This is a genomic window from Nocardia sp. NPDC102475, assembly GCF_055584605.1.
The window spans coordinates 17,908-41,896 of the sequence record NZ_JBVJLS010000029.1 but is presented as its reverse complement, the minus strand read 5'-3'; the positions used below and the strand labels follow the sequence as shown (position 1 = coordinate 41,896).

Below are 23,989 nucleotides of genomic sequence, written 5' to 3'. Positions count from 1 at the left end.
GCCACATCGACAACTACCGCTCCGCCCACCGCATCAATCCGCGAATCGCTGTGGAAGCCAACTCGGTCCAGGCGCTCACCCGAAATCGTCCGGCAGGCTCCCCTGGCCACCGTGCTACCCGATGCGATCACTCACGACCACCCCGAACTGATCCCGATCGACCTCGACCCGCGCATACCCACTCGCACTGCCGTGCTGCTCACCCGCGACGGCGGCTATCACAGCGCCGCCTGTCGCGCCTTCATCCCCCTCGCCCACGACCTCACCCACACTCTCCCTGCCCTATAGCGATCCACTTCAGGACTGCCCGGCCCCACGTCTAACAGCGAAATTCGTGTCCCTAGAAGAAGGAAGAGGCTGCCCGCCTGACGGATTGGGCATGCTGCCGCCTGGAGCCATCCCAGGGGAATAGACCGACGACTGCGATCGCTTCGCCGTGGATCCTCCCATGGGCGATCACAACGTGAAGGCAGCTTCTATCGTCAGCTGACCACGAAGAAACCGCAGGTCGTCACAATTCCAATCTGTCGGCATTCCCGCCAGGGACACGAACCTGCAGCAACCGGACCAGAACCGTCACGCCACCGGTATTTGCCGATGACCAGCAGTTTTCGGTGTTGCAGAAGGTTGGCGTACTGGTCGATACCCTCTCCCGACATGAACCCCCAAAGAGGCGTGGATTTGGTCATGGCGGGCCCGTCCTATCTCAGGCGTGTGGCGGCACGCAACTTGAGCCAGACCTACACGTACCATGTCCCGCTCATCATGTCGCGAAGACGCAGCCCACACCCAACGCACTCGTGTGCCGCTGACACCAGGCGGATCGGCGAGCTCGAGTGTCGATTGGAAGCGCGCGATCATCATCGCGGACAGGAATCGGTGGGCGAGCCCAACGGGGGTGCTGTTGGGAGTCCTGGGCTGTTCGCCTGTGTCGGACTCGTCGTCACGCAGGCAGGTCTCGCTCGTCCCGCGGCATTTGGCGGTGCCCCTCGGGCACACTTTGGATGAGGCGGGCGAGCAAGCGGACCGACTCGCCGATGCCGACCCACGGACATCAATCCTGCGCAATCCCACATTCGGACCCGCGAACGTCCAGCCGTGGCGCATGTCCGCGGCGATGGAACAGCGAGAACCTGGCCAGGTTCTCGAAGTGGCGTCGTCCCTCGAGCCGGAGAAGCTTCCGGCGGGTGGCCGCAAGGCGCAGTACTTTGTCGAAGTCGGACGGGCGCACGCACTGCCGACGCCGACGTCCTGGCCACGAAGACCGGGACACACCGTGCGCAGCCAATACAAAGACCCCGGCACGCCTGACGTCCTCCCACCCGCTGATGCCATGGTCGCAGCACCGATCACCGCCAATTCGTTGGCCAAATGGGCAGCTGGAATCTCCGATACTCTCGTTCTGAGCTAGCCGGTAGGCCTCCGATCCCTCGACACAGGGCCTCGAGCGGCTAATCGCCGCGACGATGAGGCAGAAGCGGATTGGTCGCCACCATCCACACGGGCACCCGAACGGATACAGAGCGAGTTCCAGCGCCAGCGTGCCAATTCGCTCCAGTTTGGCGCACTTCCCTTGCCCCTCAACAGATCCTGGACATAGACAGGTGCCTTCACCTCGATGTGACTGTGGCACTCGAACTTTCAGCGCACTGCAAATCTCCACCGATCGGATGCGACAGCGTCTTCGAGTTCACCGTGACGATCTCGGCCCCGGTAACCGATAGCTTCGTTCGGCGATCGTCTTTGGTCACATTGAGCGGCAGCTCCGGTCGACGGACAACTCATGCTCCCCGAGTTATCGACCGAGCGTGGAGGCTGGCGCCCATATGAAAGCCGTCCGCCGATGCAAGATCGGTGGCGAAAATACGGGATTTGGGGTTTCATGGAGGTTGGGGATGAATCGCGGATCGGGTTAGGAATGAGTAACCCATGTATTCACTCCCCCTTGATTCTTCCAGCGCGGCTATGCCGCCAAGCACCACAGCACTGTCTGTGTTCGGGGCACGGGATTCCAAGCGGGTGCATAGCGCTGTCAGTTGGCCCTGTCGACCGCTCGGCATCACTTCGGTCACTTGCCATGGACTGCCAGCCGGTTTCGTCGTTGCGCACACAGGTGCCCGCCGACTCCAGGTGAAATCTCCGCCCTCTTACGCCGACGAAAAGCGAATCGGTGCGACCCACACCACTGTTCAGCCCACCGCGTCCCCGGCGACGAACACATCGACTGCCAGCGCACCTGTTTCGCGTGGAGACTCCTATGAGCGGTGAGGTGGTCTGGCTCAGTACCGACGATGTCGCCGAACGGCTGAAGATTCCGAAGAAGACCCTCGCCGCCTGGGCGAGCTCCGGACGCGGTCCTCGATTCGCACGAATGGGACGGTACCGGCGCTATCGACTGAGCGATCTGCTCGCCTGGGAGCAGGAACAACTGGACAAGACGTGACCGGCTCCCATGTCGCTGCGCCCCCCGGCACAAGGCAGTCCTCACCTGAATGTCCGTCGTGACTGATGACGTCGTCACCGAATCCGAAAAACCCAACAGGGCCTTTCCGCTTCATAGCTAACTGTAGGCAAACTTTCTGGTCTTGAAGCCGCGTTTCCGATCTTCGAGACTCGTCGTCGCTGGGCATCGCTCCCCACCTCGGCCGATCGGTCAGTCCGGCGAACCCATCTCACCCACCCCACCGAGCACCAGTCAGGGCCACCGAGGTCCGCGACTCGACAAAGTGCAGTACCCCAGCAATCCCCCACACCGAATAGAGAAGGGAGAAAACACAATTGGGCGGCAGACTCCCCAAGCCCGTAGGAACCTTCGGCACACCGACCAAGCCGAAGAAGCAGCGCAACGGACGCTGGCGGACCACTGTCCGCTACTACGGTGCGGGCGGTGCGCAGCAGCTCGAGCGGATGGGTGTCAGTGCCGACGACGCCCGTAACCGGCTGGCGGAGGCCATGCGCGATTACCGCGAGCAGCTCGGGCGTGATCGGATCACACGCAACACCAAGCTGATTACGCTGGCCAAGGAACTGCTGGACGAGCTGGCTGGCGATGACGCCTACACCGCGAGCAACATCGAGGACTATCGGCGCGAAATCTACGTCTCCACCGACCGGCGCGCCAACAAGGCCACGATCAAGATCGAGAACTCCATCGGGAATCTACAGATCTGGCAAGCCACCTCCGGCGAACTCGACCGCCACATCAAACACCTGGTCTCCCTCGGAATGCGACGGAAAGCCAAGCAGCACAAGATCATCCTGCGAGCGATGATGCAGATCGCGGTCCGCCACGGCGTGATCGACACCAACCCCGTCGACGGCGTCGCCGCCTTCACCCGACGCCGCGTTCCCGCGCGGGGCAAAGTCGGTGACCACAGTGCGCTGCCAGCATTCCGTGCCCAGGTGCGGGCCTGGGCGCGCGGGGAAGCCATCCCCGGCACACCTGCCTACACCAACGGGCCTGCACGCGATTGGACGGTGGTATGGGTGGTGGACGTGATCACCGGGACCGGGATGCGCCCGCACGAGGTGTTCGCACTGCTCCTGGACGATATCGATCTCGATGCCAGCGACCCCTACCTCGATGTCACCGGCACCCTGGTGGAGATCAAGGGCGCCGGTGCCGGCGGCTGGGTGCGCAAACCCGCACCGAAATCCGACAACGGCTGGCGGCGAATCCTATTGCCCGAACACACCGTCGAGGCGGTCCGCGAAGCCGTCAAGGACCTCGAGGTCACCGCGCGCCCCAACCCGGACCGGTTGCTGTTCCCCGCCCGCAACGGCTCGGTACGCAACCCCAACAACTTCGGGCGCACCTGGCGTGCCGCCCGCGGCGACGACTTCGCCTGGGTCACCCCACGCACCTTCCGCAAAGGCGTGGCCACCGCAGTCGACAACGCCTCCGGCGACCCCGAACGCGCCGCCCGCCAACTCGGCAACACCCGCGAGGTCGCCAAGACCCACTACATCGACATGCCCGAGACCGTGCCCGACAACCGAGCCGTGCTCGAGGCCTGGGCGCGGGGATCGGGGTCGAAAACGTGAGATTTTTGTGAGATCGTTCAAATCTCGGAGCTTCTCCAGAAACGAGAAAACCCCTTCCGATGCTGGTCGGAAGGGGTTTCGCATGTGTCGGGCTGACAGGATTTGAACCTGCGACCACCTGACCCCCAGGTCGGACCGAGGGACGAAAGTGCAGGTCAGGGCACAACTTTCGCCGTTTTCCTACGTTTCAAAGGTGCTGGTCGGCGGAGAACGTTCACAACGTGTGGTCCCGTTCTGGTCCCGCTCCCTACCTCGAACAACGCGCCAGAGTCATTGGCTATCCGCCACTTTCAGATGTCCGGGCGACTTCCCTCCCCCCTGCTTCCTCATACTGGCCATCCTGAGCTGAGGGAGGTCGTGTCAAGGGCGCTCTTTCCCTTGACTCGGCCGAGTGAGGTCAGACAATCGGGCCATGAGGAGGCAGGGTTACGCAACCACGAATCGGTCGGCTGATCCGGCAGCCCGCGTGATGTACGTAATCGAGGAGGTTCTGAACGTGTCATCGGTCGAAACGGTCGAAGTTCACCTTTGAGATTGCGACACCGAGTGCGACGGCAGAGCCGACAGCGAGTGCGACACGACCGGCGGCGAGCCACCCTTTCCGTGGGCGGGAATCGGTCTGCTGAGGGGCAAGAATTGCCTGCTGTGAAGCGCGCAGGTCGGCCCAGGTGATCGGTGCTGGACCGGTCGCGAGGGCCCTTTGGTACTCCTCCTCAGTGATACGTTTGAATTCGCGTGTGCGCCGGTTGTAATCCTTATTTTGCCGCCAAAACACTGACGTTTGGGCCCAGTAGTCTCGTCCGATCTCACTACTGAATACCGAACCGAGCACATCGTCCCGGAGAGTCTGCTCGTCGATTACGCCAGATTCATAGCCCATCAGGCCATACCGCATCCATGAAGCGGTGTAGTAGAACTGACGGCCCTCAACTCCAGGTGGATCGAAGCGTCTGCCGATGCAGGGAGCGAAGATCGTCGGGTCGTCCATCGCGGTGCGGGTCAAGTCCAGGTGATAGCGGCGAACCGTCTCGAATCGCCCAGCCTTGAACTGTTGGGCCTGTATGAACAGGGAAGCCGAGACCCCACATAGCGCGAGTGCAGACAGGATTGCAGACGTCGCGCCGTAGGTTTGGCTGACCTCGCGTAGTCGTCCCCAGTCCATGCCGTTCTGTGTTGGCAGCAGTAGAAGCAAAAACGGCGACATGAGGACGGCAGTCACCCCGCCGATGATGATGGCCATTCCCAGGGCGACACGTCCAGTGGCACCTTGACCGAACCAACCGATGGCCCGGTCGATCCAGACTTGACGGCGCGAATTGGTGCTCATCTGTATGTCCCCCTCCAACACCGGCGCGCATTTGATCGCATTTCGAATCTTCAGGCTATCGCAGGGGTTTGGCGTGCGCCGATGAATGTTCCGTGCTGTTGGGAGTGATCTCGACGTGACCACAGCCAGGCCCCACGAACGATGCCGGCCGATTCGTGAGCGGGTTGCGGGAGAGCAAGTCGGGGACGGCTGACGTCGTGCCCAGCACTGCCCGGTGAACGAAAAAGCGGCGAGAGTCGAACAGTCCGCGTGCTACCACGTCGCCAAAGCGGATGCCAGAACATGCGAACAGGACCAGAATGCGCCCTGGCGGCCGGTGTGCCGCCGACGCGCCGACGCGCCGCGGTGACCGCCGTTCAGGGAACCGCGCTGCGCGTCGCAGCGCGGCGGCGGCGCGCAGCGCCGCCGGGGCGCTCTTGTTCCTATACGGCGAAATTCGGCAACAACTCGCGAAGGGCAACGCGCACAGCGAGAATCGAGGCATGACTGGTATCGCGCTGACGCCGGAGCGTCGAACGGAACTGGCTGAGTTGCTCGGTGATGACGCTCGGTTGAAGTCCGAGTATCCGAGAGTCGCCGAGTACTTGGGCACAGCGCCGATGCTGGCGGGCACAGGCGACGACGGGGCGGATGCTGCCTTCGATCTGCGGTTCGTGCACTACATGACTGGTGGGCTGGCGGAATCGCCCAATCCGTATTGGGACATCGTCGGTCCGTCGGTCTCCTTCGATGGGTCCCGCCGCGTCGTCAACGGTGGCAGTGAGCGTGGAAGCGTCCGTCTCGGTTTCGTCCAGACGATCTTGCAAGCGGCATACGCCTACGCAGTTCCGTCGCCGGAAACGCTCGATTGGGTACGCACGTTCAGTGATGGCAAGCGGGTTATCGAGTTGGGAGCAGGCCGAGGTTACTGGGCGAATCAGTTGGCACAACTCGACGTCAACGTGTCAGCGTTCGACTCCGAGCCTCCGGATTCGAGCACAAATGCATCGTTCCCAGGCGCGACGGGACAACTCGATGTGTGGCATCCGGTTGGTGGACTGGATGAGTTCGAACAGACTCTGACGGGTGACTGCGTATTGTTCCTCTGCTGGCCTCCGGGATGGGGTGACCCGATGGCTTCGACAGCGTTGGAGCTATTCCGCGCTCGTGGCGGTCGGCGTCTGATCTACATCGGCGAACCGAAGGGCGGCAAGACTGGCAATGACGCCTTCTTCGACACCCTATCTTCGGGTTGGTCATTGAAATCTGTTGATAAACAACATGTCTCGTGGTGGAACCTGGGTGACGTGGCTCAAGGGTGGGTTCGGGAGTAGGCCGAGAGAGCCAAACGGGGCCCAAGTCGGGACAATCCGACGGGGCCCCGCTAAGAACTCGCTTCTCAGGGCTGAGCGTCAAGCGCCATCCGAAACTTGAACGAGTCGTACCGATCTTTCGGATAGGACACATCCGCGACCATCAACACTTGGCCGTCTGGCAGTAGGAACCGCTGGTGAACGGCCTTGACAAGTTCGCCGAGCGACACTCCCAACCATTCAGCGTGCATAGGTTCAGGATCCCGGTCCGACACCGTCTCCTCGAGAACCGTTGCCTTGGTGACATCAGAGCCAGGTGGTTGGTAGCTGTCGGAGATAGAGATAGGCCGTCCGCCTTCGGATGCCCTGGTCACCACATGCTGGACAGTGTCGCCTGGGTTGATCCCAAGCTTCGCGGCGATGTCTTCGCTTGCTGAAATCGAGGCGGAATCGCGCTCGATACGTACGTCATCGTCTCCCCCGGCAGCCTCGCTACCGAATGTGTCTTCTGGGTCTTCGAGCTGCCGTTCTGGCGACACGCGTACGAGCGTGGTGCGCTCGGCAACGAACGTGCCGCGGCGTTCGACCGTGTACACCAGCCCTTGCCGCGACAGCAGATCGATGGCCTTCCGGATGACGATTTCGGACACGTTGTGCTGCTTCGCCAGTATGGAATAGCTCGGTAGCTGAGTCCCGGCGGGCATGACACCGCTGCGGATGCCTCTCGCGATATTTCCCGCGATGGCGACGTACGCATGCTCAGCCATGCCTCTATCCCTCCGAGTCTGTCATTCGTTTCCGAAAATCATGTTCAGTATACCTGTCTGCGTATACGCAAATACTCAACCTCTCCGGAACCCTCTCCCTTCCGTCAAGCGGGGTTGCACACTGCGTATACACAGAACCTTGTGCGTATACGCAGCTGCGTATACGCTGTTGTGTATACGCAGAATGCGTAGCCGACGACAAGGAGTTCAAGATGGCGATTCCCAAGGGTTACGGCTTCCCGGTCGAGTCCCGCACCGCGTTCCCGAAGCGGCTGCTGTTGATGGGTCCGATCGGTCCGGCGATCAAGTGGAACCCGGACCGCAACGCGTTGCCGGAGCAGAAGTACGACATCGACCCGAAGACGGGTGAGGGTTCGGGGTTGCCGTTGTGGACGGCGACGGTCACCGACCCACATGAGGCGAGTGATGGTAAGGGCAAGCGGGCTTCGTTCGAGATCACGTTCGTTTCGCGGGTGCAGCCGATCCCGGCTGGTGAACAGATCACCGACGATATGTGGTTCATCGAGGTGGAGGGCCTGACCGCCGAAGCGAAGGTCATGGGTCAGGGCGAGTACAAGTACCTCGGCTACGCCTACCGCGCGACCGGCATCAAGGGCGACAACTCCGGCGCCAAGCAGGCTCCGGCCGATCCGGGTTCGGCCCGTCCGTCCGGTAAGGCGGCGTGATGAGTGCGGCGGATCAGCAGCAGTCGGGGTGGAAGCGTTGGGCTCGCTGGTCCGCCGCAGTCATCAGCATCGCGGTAGCGGCGGCAGCGTTCCGGTTGTCGTTCGCCACTCTTCGCGATCTCGGTGTGCTGGCACGAATTCCGGCTGATGATGCCTGGTTGTTCCCGTTGATCGTGGACGGCACGATCCTGCTGGCCACCGCTGGTGTGCTGGCCTCGGATGAGAAGTCCGACCGCCGGTTCTTCGCTTGGGTGCTGGGGATCGGTGCGGCGGTGTCGGTGGCGGGCAACAGCATTCATGCGATGGCCTCGGGTCACCCGTTGCCGGGGTGGGCGGCGGCGATCGTCGCAGCGGTGGCACCGATCAGCCTGCTCGCCGACACACACGGGCTCGCTCTGTTGTTCCGCACGGTGCAACGTGCTCCGGTGTCGGTGCCTGTGGCCGGTGAGGTTGCGGTCGGACTTGTTTCGGCCGATCCCGATCCGGCGGTCACTGTTGACCCCGAACCTGTGCCCGCGGCGATAGTTCCGAAGAAGTCGCCTCGAACCGATCCGGCGGTGGTGGCTCGTGCTATCGAGTTGCACGGCCAGGGCATGAAGTTCGCCGAGATCGCCCGTGAACTGGGTGTGTCGGCTCGTACGGCGTCCAAGTACGCCAAGTCCGCCACAGCGTCGGAATCTGTTGACTACGAGACGATTCCGGCTCAAGTCCTCGACTCCCCGATTCCTGCCCCTGAACCCGAACACGCTCCCGTGCGTGTGGCCGTGCCGGTCCCGGTTCGGGTGGCTCCTGTCCGTCCCGTGCGCCCGGTGCAAACGATGCTGCCGGTCTCCGCTGTCCCTGCTGGGGGTTTCTGATGTCCGAAAAGTTCTACCCGCATCACACAACCGGTCACAACGATGACGTGCTGGTGACCATGGCTTACCACCGCGTGTCCTTCAACGTGCAGTACTACGACGGCAAGATCTTCGTCAACATCGGCCGTGACTGCGGAATGCAGCTGTCGCTGGAGCAGGCGCAAGGGCTTCGGGATCTGCTCGACGCCGGTATCGCCGATGCCCTCGACGCTGCCGAAGCTGCCGCGTTCCGCGTCGACCTGGTGAAGGCGGCGGCGTGATGAACAAGGCAATGCACAAGTGTGAAAACTATTGGGTCACACGGAATATGGCCGATCGAACCGCGGTAGAGATGTCGCGTAACGGAGTTCGGCTCGCCGCTGAGGGTGCGTTCGGTGCCCGCTACGACAAGTGCCGCTCTGCGGTCATGGTCACTGTCGGTGGCACCGGCTACAAGGGCCTGTTGTTCGGGTTGTACCTGCAACCGCAAGACCTTCCCGGCGTGATCGAGGTTCTCCAGGCTGTCTACCGAGATGCGTTGATCGCCAATGGCGCTGACGACCTTCTGCCGGTTCCGTATGTGGATATCACCTTGCAGGTTCATGAGAACAGCGAGGTGGCGTGATGTCTGTTTCCGATCCGACCATCGACGGCCTGGTCGCTGGTGGGCTGCGGAACGTGAAATACGTTCCAGCGCACCGCTTCCAGCCGGTGGAGTCCGCTGCTGGGGTGTCGTTCCTGGTGGGCGGTGCCGAGGTCCGCCTGAGCGTCGCGGATGCTCGTGCGCTCTCACACGTCCTGCCGAACGTGCTGGCTGAACACTCGGTCGCTTTGGCGTTCGAGCCGCTGCGGGGGGTGGCGTGATGTCGTTGACAACCTTGCTGGTCTCGGGTGGCTCGATCGCCGCGGCGGGTGCTCTTATGTGGATGCGTTCACAGGGCGCGGGCTCTCGGCCGGTTACCGCGGCGGACATCGCTGCTCAGGCACCGCCGGGATTGGGTACGGCCGTCTCGATTCTGGCGGACCCGCCGCAGACGAACATGATGCTCGCCGCATTGGATCTCGGTTCGATCGAGGGCGGGTTCCCTTACGTCGAGGGCTACTACTACACCGATCACGGTCTTGATGTGGACGTGCTGATGCTGGGTGGTCAGTCCCTGTCGGACTGGAACAACGATGAGGTCTTGGACCAGTTCGCCACCTATCTGCGTGTTCCCGGGGTGACAGCGGTGTCACCCGAACCCAGCTGGGTCCGTCTCCAGGTGCGAGTGTTCGACACCCTCGCTGCCCCGGCAACGGTGCCGATGGCGGTTCACAACGGTGTGGACCTGGAGGCGGTTCCGGTCGGGATCACCGAAGACCACGACTTGTGGCGGCTGCGCGTCCTGTACGGCCACATCCTGCTCGCCGGGGCCATGGGTTCCGGGAAGGGCTCGGTGCTGTGGTCGCTGCTCGCCGCGCTCGGTCCGGCGATCCGTGACGGCCTGGTGGATGTACATATGGCCGATCCGAAAGGCGGCGCCGAGTTCGGCAAGGGTGAAAACCGGTTGTTCGTGGACTTCGCCACCGACACCGCCACCATCCTGACGCTGCTGCGCAAGGCCGTGACGGTGATGCAAGACCGGCTCGCGCACATGCGGGCGACGGGTTCGCGCAAGCACATCCCGACGACTGAGCACCCGCTGATCCTGATCATCATCGATGAGGCGGCGGCGCTGTCCTCCTACGCCGAACGTGAAGAGCAGCAAGAGTTTCGGCGCCTGACCGGCCTGCTCCTGTCACAGGGTCGCGCGGCGGCGGTCAGTGTGGTGGCGGCGTTGCAGGATCCTTCCAAGGAGACGATGCCGAACCGGCAGTTGTTCCCGATCCGTATCGGGCTGCGCCTGGACGAGCCGACTCAAACGGTGATGGTGCACGGGCAAGGCGCTCGCGACCGTGGAGCACGGTGCGAGGAGATCAGCGAACACACCCCCGGTGTCGGCTACGTCGGCGAGGACGGCACCACCGACTTCGTTCGGGTACGCGCGTTCTACGTCACCGATGACGACATCGACTACATCGTCGACACCTTCTCCCCGGCCCGTGCTGTGGATCTGGCTCCGCAAGAGGACTACTCCGGGTTCGATCCCGATGACCTCGGCGACGAGAACGGGCCGGTGGCGGCATGAAACGAGGATTCGTGACCGAAACCCATGTCCTCATCTACTGCGACTCCTGCGGGGAGCCCTACACCGAGGAAACCCCCGGTGTGGAGTTCTACGCCGACGCCGAAGGCATGTGCTTCGACTCGGTCAATCAGGCCGTGGCCTACCTCAATGCCCGCTCCGCGGCGGTGGGCTGGATCTACGACGGCGACCGCGTCCTGTGCGACGCCTGCCGCGCAATCAACATCCACGACATCGACTCGAAGGACTGAATCATGAAGCGCACCAACAATATCGACGGTGATTCCTCGTACCGGGACAACGTGATCGACCTGGCTTCCCGTCGTCGCGGGCACCTGGAACGCCGCGGCGCGGACCCGCTGGAAATCGCGGTTCACCTGTGCGCCACGACGGGCGAGCTGCCCTCCTGGGACTTGTGGGGGTCGGACTCCGACGATGACGGCGGTTGGGCGGCATGAGTGCCCGCAAGGCCGTCGAGTGGGGCGTACTGATCGGCGAAACGGTGCGCCCCCTGCCCAAGGCCCGCAACGTCACTCAAGCCCTGCTGATGGCCGACAAGCCCAGCAATCAGGGCAAGCGTGGCTCGAAGCCGGTCGTGGTTTTCCGCGACCACGAACACGACATGTGGAAGCGCCACCGCGACAACACCCCGGTCCCCACCCAGTTCGCTCTGTTCGACCAGGAAGCATCATGAAGACCACGAAATATGTTGAACAACAACATGATCCGGCAGACGCGATTGTGAACGCGGTCCTCGCGATCGTGTGGACGCTCATCAAGGGCACGGCGGTACTTGGGTGGTGGGTGCTGCTGTTCCCGATGGTCTCGATCCCCCTCGCTCTCGCGGTAACCATCGGGGCCGTCCTCGGTCCGGTTGCCGGTGCTGTGGTGGTCGGGATGTTCGGCGCGGGGATGGTGCTGTGGAGGGCGAAGCATCCGCAGACCTTCGAGCGGTGGATCACCCTGCGGGCACGCACTCGGTTCCTGGCCTGGTTTCGCTACCGGCGACGCTGGATGCGGCTGATGACGGCCTGCGGGTTGCAAGCCATCTACGGTGACCACACCGCGACTCCTCGGCTGATCGGTGTGCAGGTCGGAGCGTTCATTGACCGGGTGAGGTTGCGGATGCTGCCCGGCCAGTGCCCCGACGACTACAGCGCCCGCACCGCCCATCTCGCGCACGCCTTCGGCGTCCTGGAATGCCGCGCAACCATCGTCGGCCCGTCCACGGTGGAACTGGCGTTCCGGCACCGCGATTCACTCGCCGAAGCGGTCACCCTGCCACCGACACAGGTGGAGTGGCTGTGGGACCAGAAGGAGGCAGCATGACCGAGCCAATCAATCTCGACACCGATATGCCGGCCGATTCCCCGACCCGCCAGACAGCTGCTCAACGTCGTGCCCTGCCAGACTTCACCGACATCGCCGAAGCGGCGGCCGAGAAGTTCGGTGTGTGCCTGCGTCCGATCACGATGGCCTCGATCGACCCTGTGACGGGCAAGACCGAGTACATCGGATCACCCTGCAAGGCCACCATCGCCAGTGTCTGCAAACCGTGTGCCGACAAGGCTCGCTGGCTGCGCATCACCCAGGGCCGTGCGGGCTGGCACGTCGACGCCGAACCCGTCGACATCACCGGTGAACCCTCCACCGAGCAAACCGACCTGCTCACTACCCGCGCCGACCTGGTGGCCGACTACCGGAAAGCGTTGGAGGACGGCGACGAGGAACTTGCCGCCGAGTTCGCGGGCCTGGTCGGTGAGATGGATCAGGAGCTGCGCGATTCCGGGATGCGTGGGCCGCTCCCGGCGTTGGAGCCGAAACCGTCGAAACGGCGGGCTCGTTCGACTCGTCGCCGCCAGGACGCACCGAACCTGCCACGCTTAAAGGTCTCCAAAAAGACCATCGGCAAGGTGTTCGGCGGCAAGTTCCGGCCCTCGATGATGGTCACCCTCACGATGCCTTCCTACGGGGCGATGAACCAAGACGGCGCACTCGACAAGGAAGGCAAGGTGTGCGGGGACGGTTCTCCGCGCGACCCGCAGTCCTACGACTACACCAGTGCCGCACGAGACATCGTGTTCTTCGCGGCACTGTTCGATCGGTGGATGCAGAACCTTCGCCGCTGCCTCGGCTATGACGTGCAGTACTTCGCGACCGTGGAACCTCAACGGCGCGGGGCCCCGCACATCCACATCCTGCTGCGTTCGGCGATCTCGCGCGACACGCTCAAGCTGGTTACCGCGGCGACCTATCACCAGGTGTGGTGGCCGCACTTCGATCCCGAGAACGAGGTGTACTCCGGGGACAAGCTGCCGGTGTGGGACTGGCAGGCAATGACTTTCGTAGATCCCGACAGCGGCCAGGCGCTCAAGGGTTGGGATGAGGCGTTGGACATCCTCGATACCGTCGATGACCTCCAACCGGCCTACGTCGCCCGCTTCGGTGAACGCATGGACCCCGGCCACATCAAAGGCCACATCCCCGGCCCGAAGGCTGATGCCGCGATCGGCTACGTCACCAAATACCTCACCAAGTCCGTCGCCGAAGTGCTGGAAACCGATTCCACCCGCACCGCGACCCACTACGACAGGCTGCACGCCGAGCTCCAGCACACCCCGTGCTCGCCTCGCTGCGCCGTGTGGCTGCGCTACGGCATCATTCCCAAGGGCGCCAGCGAGAAAACCGTCCCGGGTCGTTGCAAGGGCAAGGCACATCGGCGAGACACCCTCGGCCTGCCCGGTCGCCGGGTGCTGGTGTCGCGTCGCTGGTCGGGCAAAACACTCCCGGATCACAAGGCCGAGCGCGTCGAGTTCGTTCGGCAACTGCTCGCCTCGGTCGGCATCGTCAAACCCGACACCAGTCATCTGATCGTGCGGCCCGTCGAACCCGGCGACCACTCCGCACCACCCAGAGATCACGTGATCCTCGGCGAGATCGCCCGACGAACAGCCTGGCGCGTCGAGTACGACAGAGCGCTACTCGAGGCGGGACCTCAAGCGTGGAAAGAACATTCGGCAATCAAGCAATCAGCGGCATAGGAGGGGCGATCGTGGATACGCGGTTGGTCGATGGCAAGTTGTACTCGACGGCGGAACTGGCGTTGTTGCTCGGCATCGATCCGTCGAGCCTGCGGCGCTGGCGTACGGCGAATCCTCCGTGCGGGCCTGCCTTCGTGCGGGTCTCTCCCCGTGTGGTCAAGTACGCGGCCGAAGATATCGAAGTATGGCTTCAGGGAGCACGCACCGATCCCCTCGCGGCGGTGGCGTGATGCCCGGACCCGTCAATATGCCTGTGGGCGTTCGTCTTTCCTCGGACATCGAGGAACGCTGCGACTACGGTCGTCGGCCGTTCAAGGCGCGCGTGCGCTGGACGGAGCCAGGAACGAAGAAGCGTCCTTCGGTGTCGGCACCATTCGAGACCCGCGAGGAAGCCGAAGAGTGGATTGCGCGACTGGAACGTAAAGCCGCGCAAGGGATCGACCCGAAAACGGCCACGATGCGTTTGGCTGAATACGGCGACGCGAATATGGACCTGGCGCTGCGGGGCTTGGAGAAGAAGACCACCGACCCGTACCTGACGGGCTGGCGTAAACGGGTCGTGCCGACCCTGGGGCATCTGCCGGTGGCGATGCTGACCAATGGCGCGGTGGATCGGGCTGTGGTCGGCTGGATCAGCGACGGCGCCGGTAAGTCGACGGTAAAGAACACCCTCGCTGTACTGGTGCGGGTGATGGAACAGGCTGTGCGCGACGATATTCGGGCATCCAACCCGGCACGGGTGCGTGGCTGGCAAAAGCTGTATCAACAGATCGAGGACGAACTCGACGACCCGCGTTCACTGGCACTGTCGGACTACTCGGCGTTGCTCACCCTCGCCGACGCGCTGGTGAAACGTTCGGCAGATCAGTATCAGGGCTGGGGTGACGTGGTGATCTTCGCCGCCTGCACCGCATCTCGGATCGGTGAGGTATCCGGCTGCCGGGTCGGCGACATCGACACCGATACCTGGACATGGGAAGTGCGGCGCCAGACAACTCCGTCACCGGGAGGCTTGGAGGACAAAGGCACCAAGGGCAACCGAGCACGCTACGTGCCGCTGATCGAAGAAGTTCGGCAACTGGTCACCCGGCGACTCGCCATCGTCGGCCGCGACAACCCAGACGCTCGACTGTTCCGGGGACCGCGTGGTGGTCGCATCGCTACCGGCGTCCTGCGCGATGCCACCCACTGGGATGAGGTCGTCACCAAACTCGGCTACGAGCATCTACGCCGTCACGATCTGCGCCACACCGGGCTGACATGGATGGCCGATGCCGGGGTGAGCCTGCACGTGCTGCAGAAGATCGCCGGGCACGCCGACAGCCGGACCACCGAACGGTACTTGCACCCGGACCGACGCGAGATCACCGGAGCCGGTGACAAGCTCTCCGAACACCTTCGGTCCCGTTCTGGTCCCGCTCTGCGGGTAGTCGGCGAATGACAAAACCCCTTCCGATGCTGGTCGGAAGGGGTTTTGCATGTGTCGGGCTGACAGGATTTGAACCTGCGACCACCTGACCCCCAGTCAGGTGCGCTACCAAGCTGCGCCACAGCCCGTTGCGCCTGGTGTTCGGGCGCTCGGAAAGATTACCTCAGGGGGCGCCCAGACGCCGAATCGCCTGGTTATCGGTGTGGCGGGTGGGGCGGGAGTCAGCGTGGGGTGATGCGGGCGGTGGCTCGGGGGTCGTCGGCTACGGCGAACCAGGCGTCGAGGGTGCTGCCGGTGCGGCGGCCGATTACGCGGACCTGCTCGCCTGCTGTCAGCGGTTTGGTGTATTCGATGACGGCGCGGTGGGGGCCGGAGGTTAGGTCGGTGTGGGTCGCTAGGAGCTCTTCCAGGGCGCTGAGGTAGACCGCGTTGTTGACGTGGTCGAGCCAGTCGATATCGGCGACGCGCAAGGGGAAGGGCAATTCCTGGACGTCGGGGCCGGTGGGTAGTGGGTCGGTGAGTGCGGCTTTCCAGCGCAGGCGGTGTTCGGTGGTGCTGGCGAGCATGGGTGCCATGAAGCGGTCGCTCATGCGGGCGGGGACGCCGGATTCGGTGCCGAAATGGATGAGGAATCCTTCGGTTTCGACCAGACCGCCGTTGCTGCCGCAGATCTGGACGCGCATATTGCACCAGCGGTTCGACAGGGCCGAGCACCAGCGGCGCAGGGTGACGTGCTCGCTGAATTCGATGGGCTTGAGGACGTCGATGACGGTGCGGCGGACCACCCAGCCGCGGTGGGTCTCACCGTCCTCGACGGCTTCGAGGTGTTCGAAGCCGATGTCCTGCAGGTATCGGGCTATGGCGTCGAGGCGCAGACGCCGGTCCCGGTCGGTGTCGGCGAGGCGGACCGGCCAGCCGGTTTCGAACGGGGATCCGACGGTAGGGCGTTCCGGCAGCACGCTGGGAATGACCATGTACGGATAATGCCAGGTCCCGCCCCTTCGACCGCACCCCGACCCGCTCAGCGTGTCTACGGTATCGATGTGGTGCTCCCGCCAGTGGTGATAGGTATTCGCACTCGGTTAAATAACGTTGAAGCTATGAGTCCCCCGGCCACGCCGTGGTCGAACCAGCCCAAGGGCCTCCCGAGCAAGGAGTCCAGCGGCGGCGCGGAGCTGGCCATCGACCCGGTGATTCTCACTGCCATTACGATTCCGTCGAAGCGACAGCAGTACTATCCCGACCTCGGCATGCTCATCGGAACCAGCTTCGCGGTCCTGCTGTCTTTGGTGGCCTACCTCTTCGTCGCGTCCATCGGTTCGGCACCGGCCGCCAGGTCCGCGGCCACCGATACCACCGCCGTCCCGGCGAACGCGGCCCAGGTCAATCGCGGGCTGACCATCGGCAAGGTCACTGCCAACGACGGCAAAACGCTTGCGGTGCAAGGGATATTGGGTGCCACGACGAACGTTCGTGTCAACACCGATACCCGGGTACTTGTCCTCACCGGCAGTAGCGTGTCGGATGTGACGGTCGGTGCCGCGGTCGTCGTCTACGGCAGTAAGGAAGCCGACGGCACAATTACCGCGAACCTGATCGTCGGCGGCTCGGTGAGCTAGGGGGCTACCGGCTCGGTGATGAGACCGCCGGTGAGTTCGACGGACCGGAGTCGGTCATCGATTTCGGTGGCGTGGTGAGCGACGATGAGTTCGTCCGCATCGATGGAGCCCGCGAAATCCGCCAAGTACGAACGGACTTCGGCGGGTGTGCCGACGGCGGTGTATCGGGTCATCGCGCTGAGCTGGCTGCCGTTCGGTGAGGCGAGGAACGCATCGATCTCCTCGTCGGTGAAGTCCGCACCCGCCGCGCCACGCCGAATCATGGCTCGCGCGCGAGCACGGTAGGAGATCGTCTTTTGCGCCACCGCCGCATCGTGGTCTTCGGCCGCGAACACATTGACACCGGCCATCACGTACGGCTCGGCGAGTTGCTCCGACGGCCGGAAACTGTCGCGGTAGACGCTGACGGCCTGGTGCAGCGCGTCCGGCGCGAAGTGGGATGCGAAGGCATACGGCAGGCCGAGTTGCGCGGCGAGCTGCGCACCGAATAGTGACGACCCCAGAATGTAAAGCGGCACAATGCCTTCCGCTCGCGGCACGGCCTGCACACCGGGTACTCGCGAGTTGCCCGACAGATAGCCCTGCAGCTCCAGCACATCCTGCGGAAAGGAGTCCGCCGAGGAAGGATTGCGGCGCAGCGCGAACATGGTCTTCTGGTCACTGCCGGGCGCACGGCCGAGTCCGAGGTCGATCCGCCCGGGGAACAGCGTCTCGAGGGTGCCGAACTGCTCCGCGATCACCAGCGGCGAGTGATTGGGCAGCATGACGCCGCCCGCACCGAGCCGAATGGTCTCGGTCTGCGCCGCGACGTGACCGATGAGCACACTGGTGGCGCTGGACGCGATCGAGCGCATGTTGTGGTGTTCGGCGTACCAGACGCGTCGATAGCCGCTGCGTTCGGCAGCCCTGGCCAGCGCGACGCTGTTTTCGAAACTGTCGCGTGCGGTGCTGCCGGGTGCGACCGACGCCAAGTCGAGGATCGACAGTGCGGTAGGCATAAGACTTCCTTCGTAGCTCAGAGAACGCGGTTCAGTTCTTCGGTGAAGGCCCGGATACGGGCTTCGTCGCGGCGGTAGTAGGTCCACTGGCCACGCCGGGTGGCGCTGAGGAATCCCGCACGCTGCAGGATCGCGAGGTGTGCCGATATGGTCGAGGCCGAGGTCCCCGCCTTCTGCTGGATGAGGCCGACGCACACCCCTAACTCGCCGGTGTCATCGCCTCGCGCTGGGAAGTTCGCGTCCGGATCCTTGAGCCACGCCAGGATGCGCAAGCGGGTCTCATTCGCCAATGCCTTGCACTCGTCGAGCACATCCACCTCCCTTCGGTATTTCGCTAATTAACGAATTTACGCCGGATGCCACGACTCGGCATCGTGACGCAGCACACGTCAGAGGAGCAGGGGGCCCGCACGTTTGACAGTACGAATGACCGGAGCGGTTTCGAGCGTGGCGATGCCGGGAAGTTCGGCGATGCGCTCGGTGAGGTAGCGACCGAGATCTCGAGGGTCGCGGCAGTTGACCGCAGCGACCAGATTGGTAGCGCCGGTGGTGACAGCGGCGAAGGAGACTTCGCGGTGGCGGGCCAGCGCCTCGCCGACGGCGACGGTGGCGGCAGGTTGTGTGGCGATCCAGAGTCGGGCCTCGGTGCCGAATCCCAGTGCAGTGGACGGGATGTCGAGCTGAAATTGCAGGATTCCGTTGCGGCGCATGGCTTCCATCCGGCGACGCACCTTGGTTTCGGACCACTGGGTAGCGGTGGTGAGATCGGAGGAGGACGTGCGGCCGTCGTGGTTGAGGGCGCGCAGCAGAGACTTATCGCCTTCGTCGAGATGAAGGGGTTCGTCGTCGCGGTCGACGGGGGCGGGCCTGAGGTGGTCGACCTGGTCGGGTGTCAGCGCGGCTGAACCTCGCCAGCCGTCGGGCAGCACGAATCCGCGCAGCAGCAAGTGCGCGGACATGGCCACGATTCGGCTGGTACGTGGAAGTTTGTGCAGCAGTAAAGCTTCCTGCTCTTCGATACTGCGGGTCTGGACCGTACAGGAGACCTCGGTGCCGGCGGAGAGGAGATACACGAAGGACGTATCGTCGCGTGCCGCGAGGGCTTTCGCGACGGAACCGGCGGCGTCGGGAGTGCAGCGCAACCGGATCGTCCATTGGACGTAACCGAGCCGCTGACCATTCACCAGTCCGATCACCCTGAGCCCATGCGCTTTTCGCAGCTGACGATACCGACGTGCCACCGTGTTCTCGGAGACGTCGAGAACTTCGGCGATGGATCGGAACGACGCCCGGCCGTCGATCTGCAGCGCATGAACGATCCCCCTCTCGACGGCATCCATCATGAACCCTCCAAATCTGACGGTTTCCGGCGATATCAGAACCTACTCTGGTTGATTTCGCTCCCTCAGCGCCAGGATCGAGGCATGAACATCCTCATCCTCGCCGCGACCGGAAACATCGGTAGCCAACTTGTCCCCCAACTGCGCACCGCCGGTCACACTGTGCGCGCAGGCACCCGCAAGCCAGCGCCCGCCGACTTCCCGCCCGACGTGCAGGTCGTGCACGTCGAACTATCCGAACCCGATTCGCTCCTCGCCTGCCTCGACGACATCGACGCCGTCTTCCTGCTATGGCCGCTGCACACCGGCGCACAACTGCCCGAGGCACTCGATCTCATCGCCGAGCGCGCCCAGCGCATCGTATTTCTAGGTACCGGCGGCATCCCGGACCTCAGCTTCGAGGATCAGGAGAAGCTGGTGCACGGCTGCGGAATCGAATCGGTGGTGCTGCGCCCGAGCACCTTCGCCGTCAATACCCTCTGGTGGGCCGATGAGATCCGAACCGGCGATATCGTGCACGGCAGCCACGGCGACCTGCCGATGAGCCTGATCCACGAGACCGATATCGCGGCCGTCGCGGCCCGGACACTCACCGAAAACGCCCATACCGGAGCCACTTACACGCTGACCGGACCGGAGGTACTCACCCGGGCGGAGCAGGTCCGGATCATCGGCGAAGCACTCGAGCGTCCCTTGCGCTGGGCCGAACTCACCCGCGACCAGGCCAGACAGCGCCTACTCGACGACGACACCTTTCCCGACTCCTTCGTCGACGTCCTCCTCGACGGCTACTCCGAGATGCTTGCCGCGCCCCGCCCCGAAATCACCTCGACCGTCGCCGATATCACCGGTCACCCGGCACGTTCCCTCGCCGAGTGGGTATCCGACCACCTCGCCGACTTCCGCTGACCGCAAATTGGGAACGGCCTACTTCCGGCGTTCCCGCTTCTCACGCACACGCACCGAAATACGAACCGGAGAACCATCGAAGCCGAACTCCTCACGAAGCCGGCGCTCCAGGAACCGGCGGTAGCCCGCCTCCAAGAACCCCGTCGTAAAGAGCACGAAGGTCGGCGGCCGGGTCGTTGCCTGCGTGGCGAACAGGACGCGCGGCAACCGGCCACCACGCATCGGCGGCGGTGTTGCCGCGATGACTTCCTTGAGCCAGTTGTTCAGCCGACCGGTCGGGATGCGCTTATCCCAGGATTCCAGTGCGGTTTCCATTGCGGGAACGAGCTTTTGGACGGCGCGACCGGTATGCGCGGAGATATTGACGCGCTGCGCCCACGGCACGCGGACCAGATCCCGGTCGACTTCCTTGTCGAGCTGCAGGCGACGGTCCTCGTCGACCAGATCCCATTTGTTGAAGGCCAGCACGAGCGCGCGACCGGAGTCGGCAATCATGCTGATCACCCGCAGGTCCTGTTCGGTGATCGGCTCGGAGGCGTCGATCAGCATGATCGCGACCTCGGAGGCCTCCAACGCCGCCTTCGTACGCAGCGAAGCGTAGAACTCCATGCCGCTGGCATGGGAGACCTTGCGACGCAGACCGGCGGTATCGACGAATTTCCAGATCCTGCCGCCCAATTCGACCAGCGAATCGACCGGGTCGACGGTCGTGCCCGCGACATCGTGCACGACCGAACGCTCGTCACCGGAGAGCTTGTTGAGCAGGCTGGACTTGCCGACGTTGGGCTTGCCGACCAGCGAGACCCGGCGCGGACCGGTGCCGCCGGTACCCTCACGCGGGGTCTCCGGGAGAACTTCCAGGACATCGTCGAGCAGGTCACCGGTGCCGCGGCCGTGCGCGGCGCTGACCATGCGCGGCTCACCCAGACCGAGCGACCACAGCGCGGCGGCCTCGGCCTCGACGCGCTCGTCGTCGACCTTATTGGCGACCAGGATCACCGGAATCTTGGAGCGGCGCAGCTTCTTCACCGCGGCCTCGTCCGTGGCCGTCGCACCGACGACGGCATCGACCACCAGCAGGATCGCGTCGGCGGTCTCCATGGCCAGTTCGGCCTGGCGGGCGACCGACTGCTGCAGGCCCTTGGCATCGGGCTCCCAGCCACCGGTGTCCTGCACCAGGAAACGGCGACCCGCCCAGTTCGCCTCATAGGAGATCCGGTCGCGGGTCACGCCGGGAATGTCCTCGACTACGGCTTCACGGCGGCCGAGAATCCGGTTCACCAGGGTCGATTTGCCGACATTCGGGCGGCCGACGACCGCCACAGTCGGCATCGCGAGGTGCTCGTGCTCGTCGAAATCACCGTCGAGATCGGCTATCTCCCAATCGGTTTCGTCGCTCCAGACGCCATCTCCCGCGAGAACGTCTTCACTCATGACTGCGCCTCGCTGACGCTCGGCTCCGTCACGAGTGACACTGCTGTGTTTTTGGTTCGCTCGCTACGCTCGCTCACGATGTCCTGCCCGTCCGGCCGATCGAAACCTGCCGCACCACAACGCGATACAGCTCGTCGATGACCTCATCCATATTCAGTTCGCTGGTGTCGACCTGCACCGCGTCGTCGGCCGGACGAAGTGGGGACACCGTGCGAGTGGAGTCGAGGGTGTCGCGACGCTGCACGTCGGCGAGTACGCCCTCGTAGTCGTCGCCGCGGCCTTCGGCGATGTTCTGCTGGTTGCGCCGCTGCGCGCGGGCCTCGGCGGACGCGGTGAGGTAGATCTTGGCGTCGGCATCCGTCAGCACAACGGTACCGATATCGCGCCCCTCGACCACGATTCGCTGTGCGGCGGAAGCGATTTCACGCTGCAGCGCGACGAGCAGCTCGCGCACCTCGGCCACGGCGGACACCGCGGAGACCGCCTTGGTGACGGCATTGCCACGGATCTCGGAGGAGACGTCCTCACCGTCGAGCAGGATCAGCTCACGGCTGGGATCGGTACCGATGGTCAGCGGCAGTTCCTTGACCGCCGCACCGATGGCCGCCGAATCGGTCAACTCGACACCAGCACGCAGCACCCGCAGCGTTGCGACACGGTACATCGCGCCGGTGTCGAGGTAGCTGGCGTCGAGCCGGGTGGCCAGTCGCCGCGACACACTGGACTTGCCGGTTCCGGAAGGCCCGTCCATGGCAACGACCAGCGGCGTGGTGCCTTCAACCATCGCAGGGACCTCCACGGGAATCTCTACACCGTTCACAACGACACCGCCTCGTAAAGTTTGCCGACTTCATCGCGGCCGATCACGCGCAGCGTGCCGGGCCGTTGGTCGCCGAGTGCGACCGGACCGATATTGGTGCGCACCAACCGCGTCACCGGATGACCGACCGCGTCGAGCAACCGGCGCACGATGTGCTTGCGCCCCTCGTGCAACACGATCTTGACCAGCGAACGTCCCTCGCCCAGCTCGAGTACCTGGAACCTGTCCACCTTGGCCGGACCGTCTTCGAGTTCGACACCGTCGCGCAGGCTTTTGCCGACCGACTTGTTGACCTCACCGTTCACCGTCGCCAGATAGGTCTTCGGGACCTGGAACGACGGGTGCATGAGCCGGTGCGCGAGGTCACCGTCATTGGTGAGCAGCAGCAGTCCCTCGGTGTCGGCATCCAGCCTGCCGACGTGGAACAGGCGCTGACCGGCCACGATGCGTTCGGCGACGATATCGCCGACGCACGGGCGGCCCAGATCGTCGGACATGGTGGACTGCCAGCCCTTGGGCTTGTTCAGCGCGATATGGACCAGTTCCTCACGCACCATCACGCGGGTGCCGTCGACGCGGACCACGGCATGCTGCGGATCGATCCGCAGACCCTGCTCGGTGACAATGGCGCCGTCGACCTCGACCCGCCCCTGGGCGATCATCTCCTCGGCGGCGCGGCGCGATGCGACACCTGCCTTGGCGAGAACCTTCTGCAGCCGCTCGCCCTCGCCCCACGGCAACTTCTCGTGGCCACCCTCGGCGGGCTGGTCGACGTGCTGTTTCTTGGCGGGCTTGGCGTTGCTCAGCAGCGGGGCGGAGACGACCTTCTTCTGTGGCTTCGGATTCTTGGGCTTCTTGCCGACGGGCGCGGACATCGCGGCCGATGTTGTGCGGCGCGATGGATTGCCTTGCTGCGCAGCGCCTCCCGGCGTATAGCCGCGCGAACCGGCGGTACGCGGGGCCGAGCTGTCTTGTGCGCCAGCACGATAGCCGTCGCCGCGCGAGCCACGATGATCGGAGCCGCCCTGCGACGAGCCGCGATAACCCGCTCCACCCTGCGACGAACCGCGGTAGCCCGAGCCGCCTTGCGCGGAACCGCGATAGCCACCGTCACCCTGGGCAGAACCGCGATGACCGCCACCCTGCGACGTGCTACGTCGATCGGATCCGCGCTCGGCGGAACCGCGATAGCCACTGTCGCCGTGCGACGAACCGCGATAACCACTGTCGCCCTGTGAGGTGCCGCGGTAGCCGCCACGCGAGGAGCCACGCTGATCGCCCT

Annotated in this window: 30 protein-coding genes and 1 tRNA gene; 20 read left to right on the top strand and 11 right to left on the bottom strand. The window is 64.1% G+C overall.

Annotated features, from left to right (window positions below; genetic code table 11):
- Positions 1–111: 111 nt before the first annotated feature.
- Positions 112–288, top strand: coding sequence for a hypothetical protein (locus ACZ60G_RS36935; RefSeq protein WP_465816291.1), 177 nt, complete (start codon positions 112–114; stop codon positions 286–288).
- A gap of 194 nt (positions 289–482) precedes the next feature.
- On the opposite strand, the gene ACZ60G_RS36930 is transcribed toward ACZ60G_RS36935, so the two are convergent.
- Entirely contained in the window at positions 483–689 is a 207-nt protein-coding gene (locus tag ACZ60G_RS36930) for a hypothetical protein (protein ID WP_465816289.1), read from the bottom strand.
- A 239-nt stretch (positions 690–928) separates the two neighbouring features.
- On the opposite strand from ACZ60G_RS36930, the gene ACZ60G_RS36925 reads away from it, so the two are divergent.
- From ACZ60G_RS36925 to ACZ60G_RS36915, 3 genes are all read left to right on the top strand, one after another.
- Complete coding sequence (locus tag ACZ60G_RS36925; protein ID WP_465816287.1) at positions 929–1,411, top strand: flavoprotein; 483 nt, start codon at positions 929–931, stop codon at positions 1,409–1,411.
- Positions 1,412–2,257: 846 nt separating this feature from the next.
- On the top strand, positions 2,258–2,443 hold the full coding sequence (locus ACZ60G_RS36920; protein ID WP_465816285.1) for a helix-turn-helix domain-containing protein: 186 nt from the start codon (positions 2,258–2,260) through the stop codon (positions 2,441–2,443).
- Between the two features lie 335 nt (positions 2,444–2,778).
- Positions 2,779–4,044, top strand: coding sequence for a hypothetical protein (locus ACZ60G_RS36915; RefSeq protein WP_465816283.1), 1,266 nt, complete (start codon positions 2,779–2,781; stop codon positions 4,042–4,044).
- 499 nt (positions 4,045–4,543) lie between these two features.
- Here ACZ60G_RS36915 and ACZ60G_RS36910 read toward each other — a convergent pair whose 3' ends face one another.
- The gene (locus ACZ60G_RS36910; protein ID WP_465816281.1) at positions 4,544–5,371 is read right to left on the bottom strand and encodes a DUF6082 family protein; all 828 of its coding nucleotides are present in this window, start codon (positions 5,369–5,371) and stop codon (positions 4,544–4,546) included.
- Positions 5,372–5,853: 482 nt separating this feature from the next.
- Here ACZ60G_RS36910 and ACZ60G_RS36905 point away from each other — a divergent pair, with 482 nt between their 5' ends.
- Positions 5,854–6,684 (top strand): hypothetical protein, encoded by an 831-nt coding sequence (locus ACZ60G_RS36905; protein ID WP_465816279.1) that lies wholly within the window; start codon positions 5,854–5,856, stop codon positions 6,682–6,684.
- A 65-nt stretch (positions 6,685–6,749) separates the two neighbouring features.
- Here the strand turns inward: ACZ60G_RS36905 and ACZ60G_RS36900 are convergent, their stop codons facing one another.
- On the bottom strand, positions 6,750–7,430 hold the full coding sequence (locus tag ACZ60G_RS36900) for a GntR family transcriptional regulator (RefSeq protein WP_465816277.1): 681 nt from the start codon (positions 7,428–7,430) through the stop codon (positions 6,750–6,752).
- Positions 7,431–7,642: 212 nt separating this feature from the next.
- Here ACZ60G_RS36900 and ACZ60G_RS36895 point away from each other — a divergent pair, with 212 nt between their 5' ends.
- The 13 genes from ACZ60G_RS36895 to ACZ60G_RS36835 all read left to right on the top strand — a co-directional run bounded on the left by ACZ60G_RS36895 (position 7,643) and on the right by ACZ60G_RS36835 (position 15,599).
- Positions 7,643–8,116 carry a hypothetical protein gene (locus ACZ60G_RS36895; RefSeq protein WP_465816276.1) on the top strand — a complete coding sequence of 158 codons (474 nt, stop codon included), beginning with the start codon at positions 7,643–7,645 and terminating at the stop codon, positions 8,114–8,116.
- Positions 8,116–8,973 carry a DUF2637 domain-containing protein gene (locus ACZ60G_RS36890; protein ID WP_465816274.1) on the top strand — a complete coding sequence of 286 codons (858 nt, stop codon included), beginning with the start codon at positions 8,116–8,118 and terminating at the stop codon, positions 8,971–8,973. Before ACZ60G_RS36895 ends, ACZ60G_RS36890 begins: the two co-directional genes overlap by 1 nt.
- Entirely contained in the window at positions 8,973–9,233 is a 261-nt protein-coding gene (locus tag ACZ60G_RS36885; RefSeq protein ID WP_465816272.1) for a hypothetical protein, read from the top strand. Before ACZ60G_RS36890 ends, ACZ60G_RS36885 begins: the two co-directional genes overlap by 1 nt.
- Positions 9,230–9,577, top strand: coding sequence for a hypothetical protein (locus tag ACZ60G_RS36880; RefSeq protein WP_465816270.1), 348 nt, complete (start codon positions 9,230–9,232; stop codon positions 9,575–9,577). Before ACZ60G_RS36885 ends, ACZ60G_RS36880 begins: the two co-directional genes overlap by 4 nt.
- Entirely contained in the window at positions 9,577–9,816 is a 240-nt protein-coding gene (locus ACZ60G_RS36875; protein WP_465816268.1) for a hypothetical protein, read from the top strand. The genes ACZ60G_RS36880 and ACZ60G_RS36875 overlap by 1 nt, the downstream gene beginning before the upstream one ends.
- On the top strand, positions 9,816–11,120 hold the full coding sequence (locus ACZ60G_RS36870; RefSeq protein ID WP_465816266.1) for an FtsK/SpoIIIE domain-containing protein: 1,305 nt from the start codon (positions 9,816–9,818) through the stop codon (positions 11,118–11,120). Before ACZ60G_RS36875 ends, ACZ60G_RS36870 begins: the two co-directional genes overlap by 1 nt.
- Positions 11,121–11,131: 11 nt before the next feature.
- Positions 11,132–11,368 carry a hypothetical protein gene (locus ACZ60G_RS36865; RefSeq protein WP_465816264.1) on the top strand — a complete coding sequence of 79 codons (237 nt, stop codon included), beginning with the start codon at positions 11,132–11,134 and terminating at the stop codon, positions 11,366–11,368.
- Between the two features lie 3 nt (positions 11,369–11,371).
- On the top strand, positions 11,372–11,575 hold the full coding sequence (locus ACZ60G_RS36860; RefSeq protein ID WP_465816262.1) for a hypothetical protein: 204 nt from the start codon (positions 11,372–11,374) through the stop codon (positions 11,573–11,575).
- Positions 11,572–11,811 carry a hypothetical protein gene (locus tag ACZ60G_RS36855; protein ID WP_465816260.1) on the top strand — a complete coding sequence of 80 codons (240 nt, stop codon included), beginning with the start codon at positions 11,572–11,574 and terminating at the stop codon, positions 11,809–11,811. Before ACZ60G_RS36860 ends, ACZ60G_RS36855 begins: the two co-directional genes overlap by 4 nt.
- Complete coding sequence (locus ACZ60G_RS36850) at positions 11,808–12,446, top strand: hypothetical protein (RefSeq protein WP_465816258.1); 639 nt, start codon at positions 11,808–11,810, stop codon at positions 12,444–12,446. The genes ACZ60G_RS36855 and ACZ60G_RS36850 overlap by 4 nt, the downstream gene beginning before the upstream one ends.
- Positions 12,443–14,158 (top strand): replication initiator, encoded by a 1,716-nt coding sequence (locus tag ACZ60G_RS36845; RefSeq protein WP_465816256.1) that lies wholly within the window; start codon positions 12,443–12,445, stop codon positions 14,156–14,158. The genes ACZ60G_RS36850 and ACZ60G_RS36845 overlap by 4 nt, the downstream gene beginning before the upstream one ends.
- Before the next feature lie 11 nt (positions 14,159–14,169).
- The gene (locus ACZ60G_RS36840) at positions 14,170–14,388 is read left to right on the top strand and encodes a helix-turn-helix transcriptional regulator (protein WP_216917525.1); all 219 of its coding nucleotides are present in this window, start codon (positions 14,170–14,172) and stop codon (positions 14,386–14,388) included.
- Positions 14,389–14,519: 131 nt separating this feature from the next.
- Positions 14,520–15,599, top strand: coding sequence for a site-specific integrase (locus ACZ60G_RS36835; RefSeq protein ID WP_465816253.1), 1,080 nt, complete (start codon positions 14,520–14,522; stop codon positions 15,597–15,599).
- Positions 15,600–15,641: 42 nt separating this feature from the next.
- On the opposite strand, the gene ACZ60G_RS36830 is transcribed toward ACZ60G_RS36835, so the two are convergent.
- Positions 15,642–15,715: transfer RNA gene (locus tag ACZ60G_RS36830), tRNA-Pro, on the bottom strand.
- Positions 15,716–15,808: 93 nt separating this feature from the next.
- Positions 15,809–16,561 (bottom strand): acyl-[acyl-carrier-protein] thioesterase, encoded by a 753-nt coding sequence (locus ACZ60G_RS36825; protein ID WP_465816252.1) that lies wholly within the window; start codon positions 16,559–16,561, stop codon positions 15,809–15,811.
- A 126-nt stretch (positions 16,562–16,687) separates the two neighbouring features.
- On the opposite strand from ACZ60G_RS36825, the gene ACZ60G_RS36820 reads away from it, so the two are divergent.
- Positions 16,688–17,206: a hypothetical protein gene (locus ACZ60G_RS36820; protein ID WP_465816250.1), complete on the top strand. Its 519-nt coding sequence runs from the start codon at positions 16,688–16,690 to the stop codon at positions 17,204–17,206.
- Here ACZ60G_RS36820 and ACZ60G_RS36815 read toward each other — a convergent pair.
- From ACZ60G_RS36815 to ACZ60G_RS36805, 3 genes are all read right to left on the bottom strand, one after another.
- The gene (locus ACZ60G_RS36815) at positions 17,203–18,204 is read right to left on the bottom strand and encodes an LLM class flavin-dependent oxidoreductase (protein ID WP_465816248.1); all 1,002 of its coding nucleotides are present in this window, start codon (positions 18,202–18,204) and stop codon (positions 17,203–17,205) included. The genes ACZ60G_RS36820 and ACZ60G_RS36815 overlap by 4 nt on opposite strands.
- Positions 18,205–18,221: 17 nt before the next feature.
- The gene (locus ACZ60G_RS36810; protein ID WP_245721355.1) at positions 18,222–18,515 is read right to left on the bottom strand and encodes an ArsR/SmtB family transcription factor; all 294 of its coding nucleotides are present in this window, start codon (positions 18,513–18,515) and stop codon (positions 18,222–18,224) included.
- 78 nt (positions 18,516–18,593) lie between these two features.
- Positions 18,594–19,547, bottom strand: coding sequence for an Lrp/AsnC family transcriptional regulator (locus ACZ60G_RS36805; RefSeq protein WP_465816246.1), 954 nt, complete (start codon positions 19,545–19,547; stop codon positions 18,594–18,596).
- 81 nt (positions 19,548–19,628) lie between these two features.
- Here ACZ60G_RS36805 and ACZ60G_RS36800 point away from each other — a divergent pair, with 81 nt between their 5' ends.
- Entirely contained in the window at positions 19,629–20,453 is an 825-nt protein-coding gene (locus ACZ60G_RS36800) for an SDR family oxidoreductase (RefSeq protein ID WP_465816244.1), read from the top strand.
- An 18-nt stretch (positions 20,454–20,471) separates the two neighbouring features.
- Here ACZ60G_RS36800 and der read toward each other — a convergent pair whose 3' ends face one another.
- The 3 genes from der to ACZ60G_RS36785 form a co-directional block, all read right to left on the bottom strand.
- Entirely contained in the window at positions 20,472–21,887 is a 1,416-nt protein-coding gene (gene der / locus ACZ60G_RS36795) for a ribosome biogenesis GTPase Der (RefSeq protein ID WP_465816242.1), read from the bottom strand.
- A 73-nt stretch (positions 21,888–21,960) separates the two neighbouring features.
- Positions 21,961–22,671 carry a (d)CMP kinase gene (gene cmk / locus ACZ60G_RS36790; protein WP_465816240.1) on the bottom strand — a complete coding sequence of 237 codons (711 nt, stop codon included), beginning with the start codon at positions 22,669–22,671 and terminating at the stop codon, positions 21,961–21,963.
- Positions 22,672–22,703: 32 nt separating this feature from the next.
- Positions 22,704–23,582, bottom strand: a complete 879-nt coding sequence (locus tag ACZ60G_RS36785) for a pseudouridine synthase (protein WP_465816238.1) — start codon at positions 23,580–23,582, stop codon at positions 22,704–22,706.
- Positions 23,583–23,989: the final 407 nt, after the last annotated feature.

What these genes read in the sequence shown, in the direction of transcription:
- ACZ60G_RS36930 (WP_465816289.1), bottom strand. Translation starts at nt 689, where the DNA reads ATGACCAAATCCACGCCTCTTTGGGGGTTCATGTCGGGAGAGGGTATC.
- ACZ60G_RS36920 (WP_465816285.1), top strand. Translation starts at nt 2,258, where the DNA reads ATGAGCGGTGAGGTGGTCTGGCTCAGTACCGACGATGTCGCCGAACGG.
- ACZ60G_RS36910 (WP_465816281.1), bottom strand. Translation starts at nt 5,371, where the DNA reads ATGAGCACCAATTCGCGCCGTCAAGTCTGGATCGACCGGGCCATCGGT.
- ACZ60G_RS36905 (WP_465816279.1), top strand. Translation starts at nt 5,854, where the DNA reads ATGACTGGTATCGCGCTGACGCCGGAGCGTCGAACGGAACTGGCTGAG.
- ACZ60G_RS36900 (WP_465816277.1), bottom strand. Translation starts at nt 7,430, where the DNA reads ATGGCTGAGCATGCGTACGTCGCCATCGCGGGAAATATCGCGAGAGGC.
- ACZ60G_RS36895 (WP_465816276.1), top strand. Translation starts at nt 7,643, where the DNA reads ATGGCGATTCCCAAGGGTTACGGCTTCCCGGTCGAGTCCCGCACCGCG.
- ACZ60G_RS36890 (WP_465816274.1), top strand. Translation starts at nt 8,116, where the DNA reads ATGAGTGCGGCGGATCAGCAGCAGTCGGGGTGGAAGCGTTGGGCTCGC.
- ACZ60G_RS36885 (WP_465816272.1), top strand. Translation starts at nt 8,973, where the DNA reads ATGTCCGAAAAGTTCTACCCGCATCACACAACCGGTCACAACGATGAC.
- ACZ60G_RS36875 (WP_465816268.1), top strand. Translation starts at nt 9,577, where the DNA reads ATGTCTGTTTCCGATCCGACCATCGACGGCCTGGTCGCTGGTGGGCTG.
- ACZ60G_RS36870 (WP_465816266.1), top strand. Translation starts at nt 9,816, where the DNA reads ATGTCGTTGACAACCTTGCTGGTCTCGGGTGGCTCGATCGCCGCGGCG.
- ACZ60G_RS36860 (WP_465816262.1), top strand. Translation starts at nt 11,372, where the DNA reads ATGAAGCGCACCAACAATATCGACGGTGATTCCTCGTACCGGGACAAC.
- ACZ60G_RS36855 (WP_465816260.1), top strand. Translation starts at nt 11,572, where the DNA reads ATGAGTGCCCGCAAGGCCGTCGAGTGGGGCGTACTGATCGGCGAAACG.
- ACZ60G_RS36850 (WP_465816258.1), top strand. Translation starts at nt 11,808, where the DNA reads ATGAAGACCACGAAATATGTTGAACAACAACATGATCCGGCAGACGCG.
- ACZ60G_RS36845 (WP_465816256.1), top strand. Translation starts at nt 12,443, where the DNA reads ATGACCGAGCCAATCAATCTCGACACCGATATGCCGGCCGATTCCCCG.
- ACZ60G_RS36825 (WP_465816252.1), bottom strand. Translation starts at nt 16,561, where the DNA reads ATGGTCATTCCCAGCGTGCTGCCGGAACGCCCTACCGTCGGATCCCCG.
- ACZ60G_RS36820 (WP_465816250.1), top strand. Translation starts at nt 16,688, where the DNA reads ATGAGTCCCCCGGCCACGCCGTGGTCGAACCAGCCCAAGGGCCTCCCG.
- ACZ60G_RS36815 (WP_465816248.1), bottom strand. Translation starts at nt 18,204, where the DNA reads ATGCCTACCGCACTGTCGATCCTCGACTTGGCGTCGGTCGCACCCGGC.
- ACZ60G_RS36805 (WP_465816246.1), bottom strand. Translation starts at nt 19,547, where the DNA reads ATGATGGATGCCGTCGAGAGGGGGATCGTTCATGCGCTGCAGATCGAC.
- ACZ60G_RS36800 (WP_465816244.1), top strand. Translation starts at nt 19,629, where the DNA reads ATGAACATCCTCATCCTCGCCGCGACCGGAAACATCGGTAGCCAACTT.
- der (WP_465816242.1), bottom strand. Translation starts at nt 21,887, where the DNA reads ATGAGTGAAGACGTTCTCGCGGGAGATGGCGTCTGGAGCGACGAAACC.
- cmk (WP_465816240.1), bottom strand. Translation starts at nt 22,671, where the DNA reads ATGGTTGAAGGCACCACGCCGCTGGTCGTTGCCATGGACGGGCCTTCC.
- ACZ60G_RS36785 (WP_465816238.1), bottom strand. Translation starts at nt 23,582, where the DNA reads ATGTCCGCGCCCGTCGGCAAGAAGCCCAAGAATCCGAAGCCACAGAAG.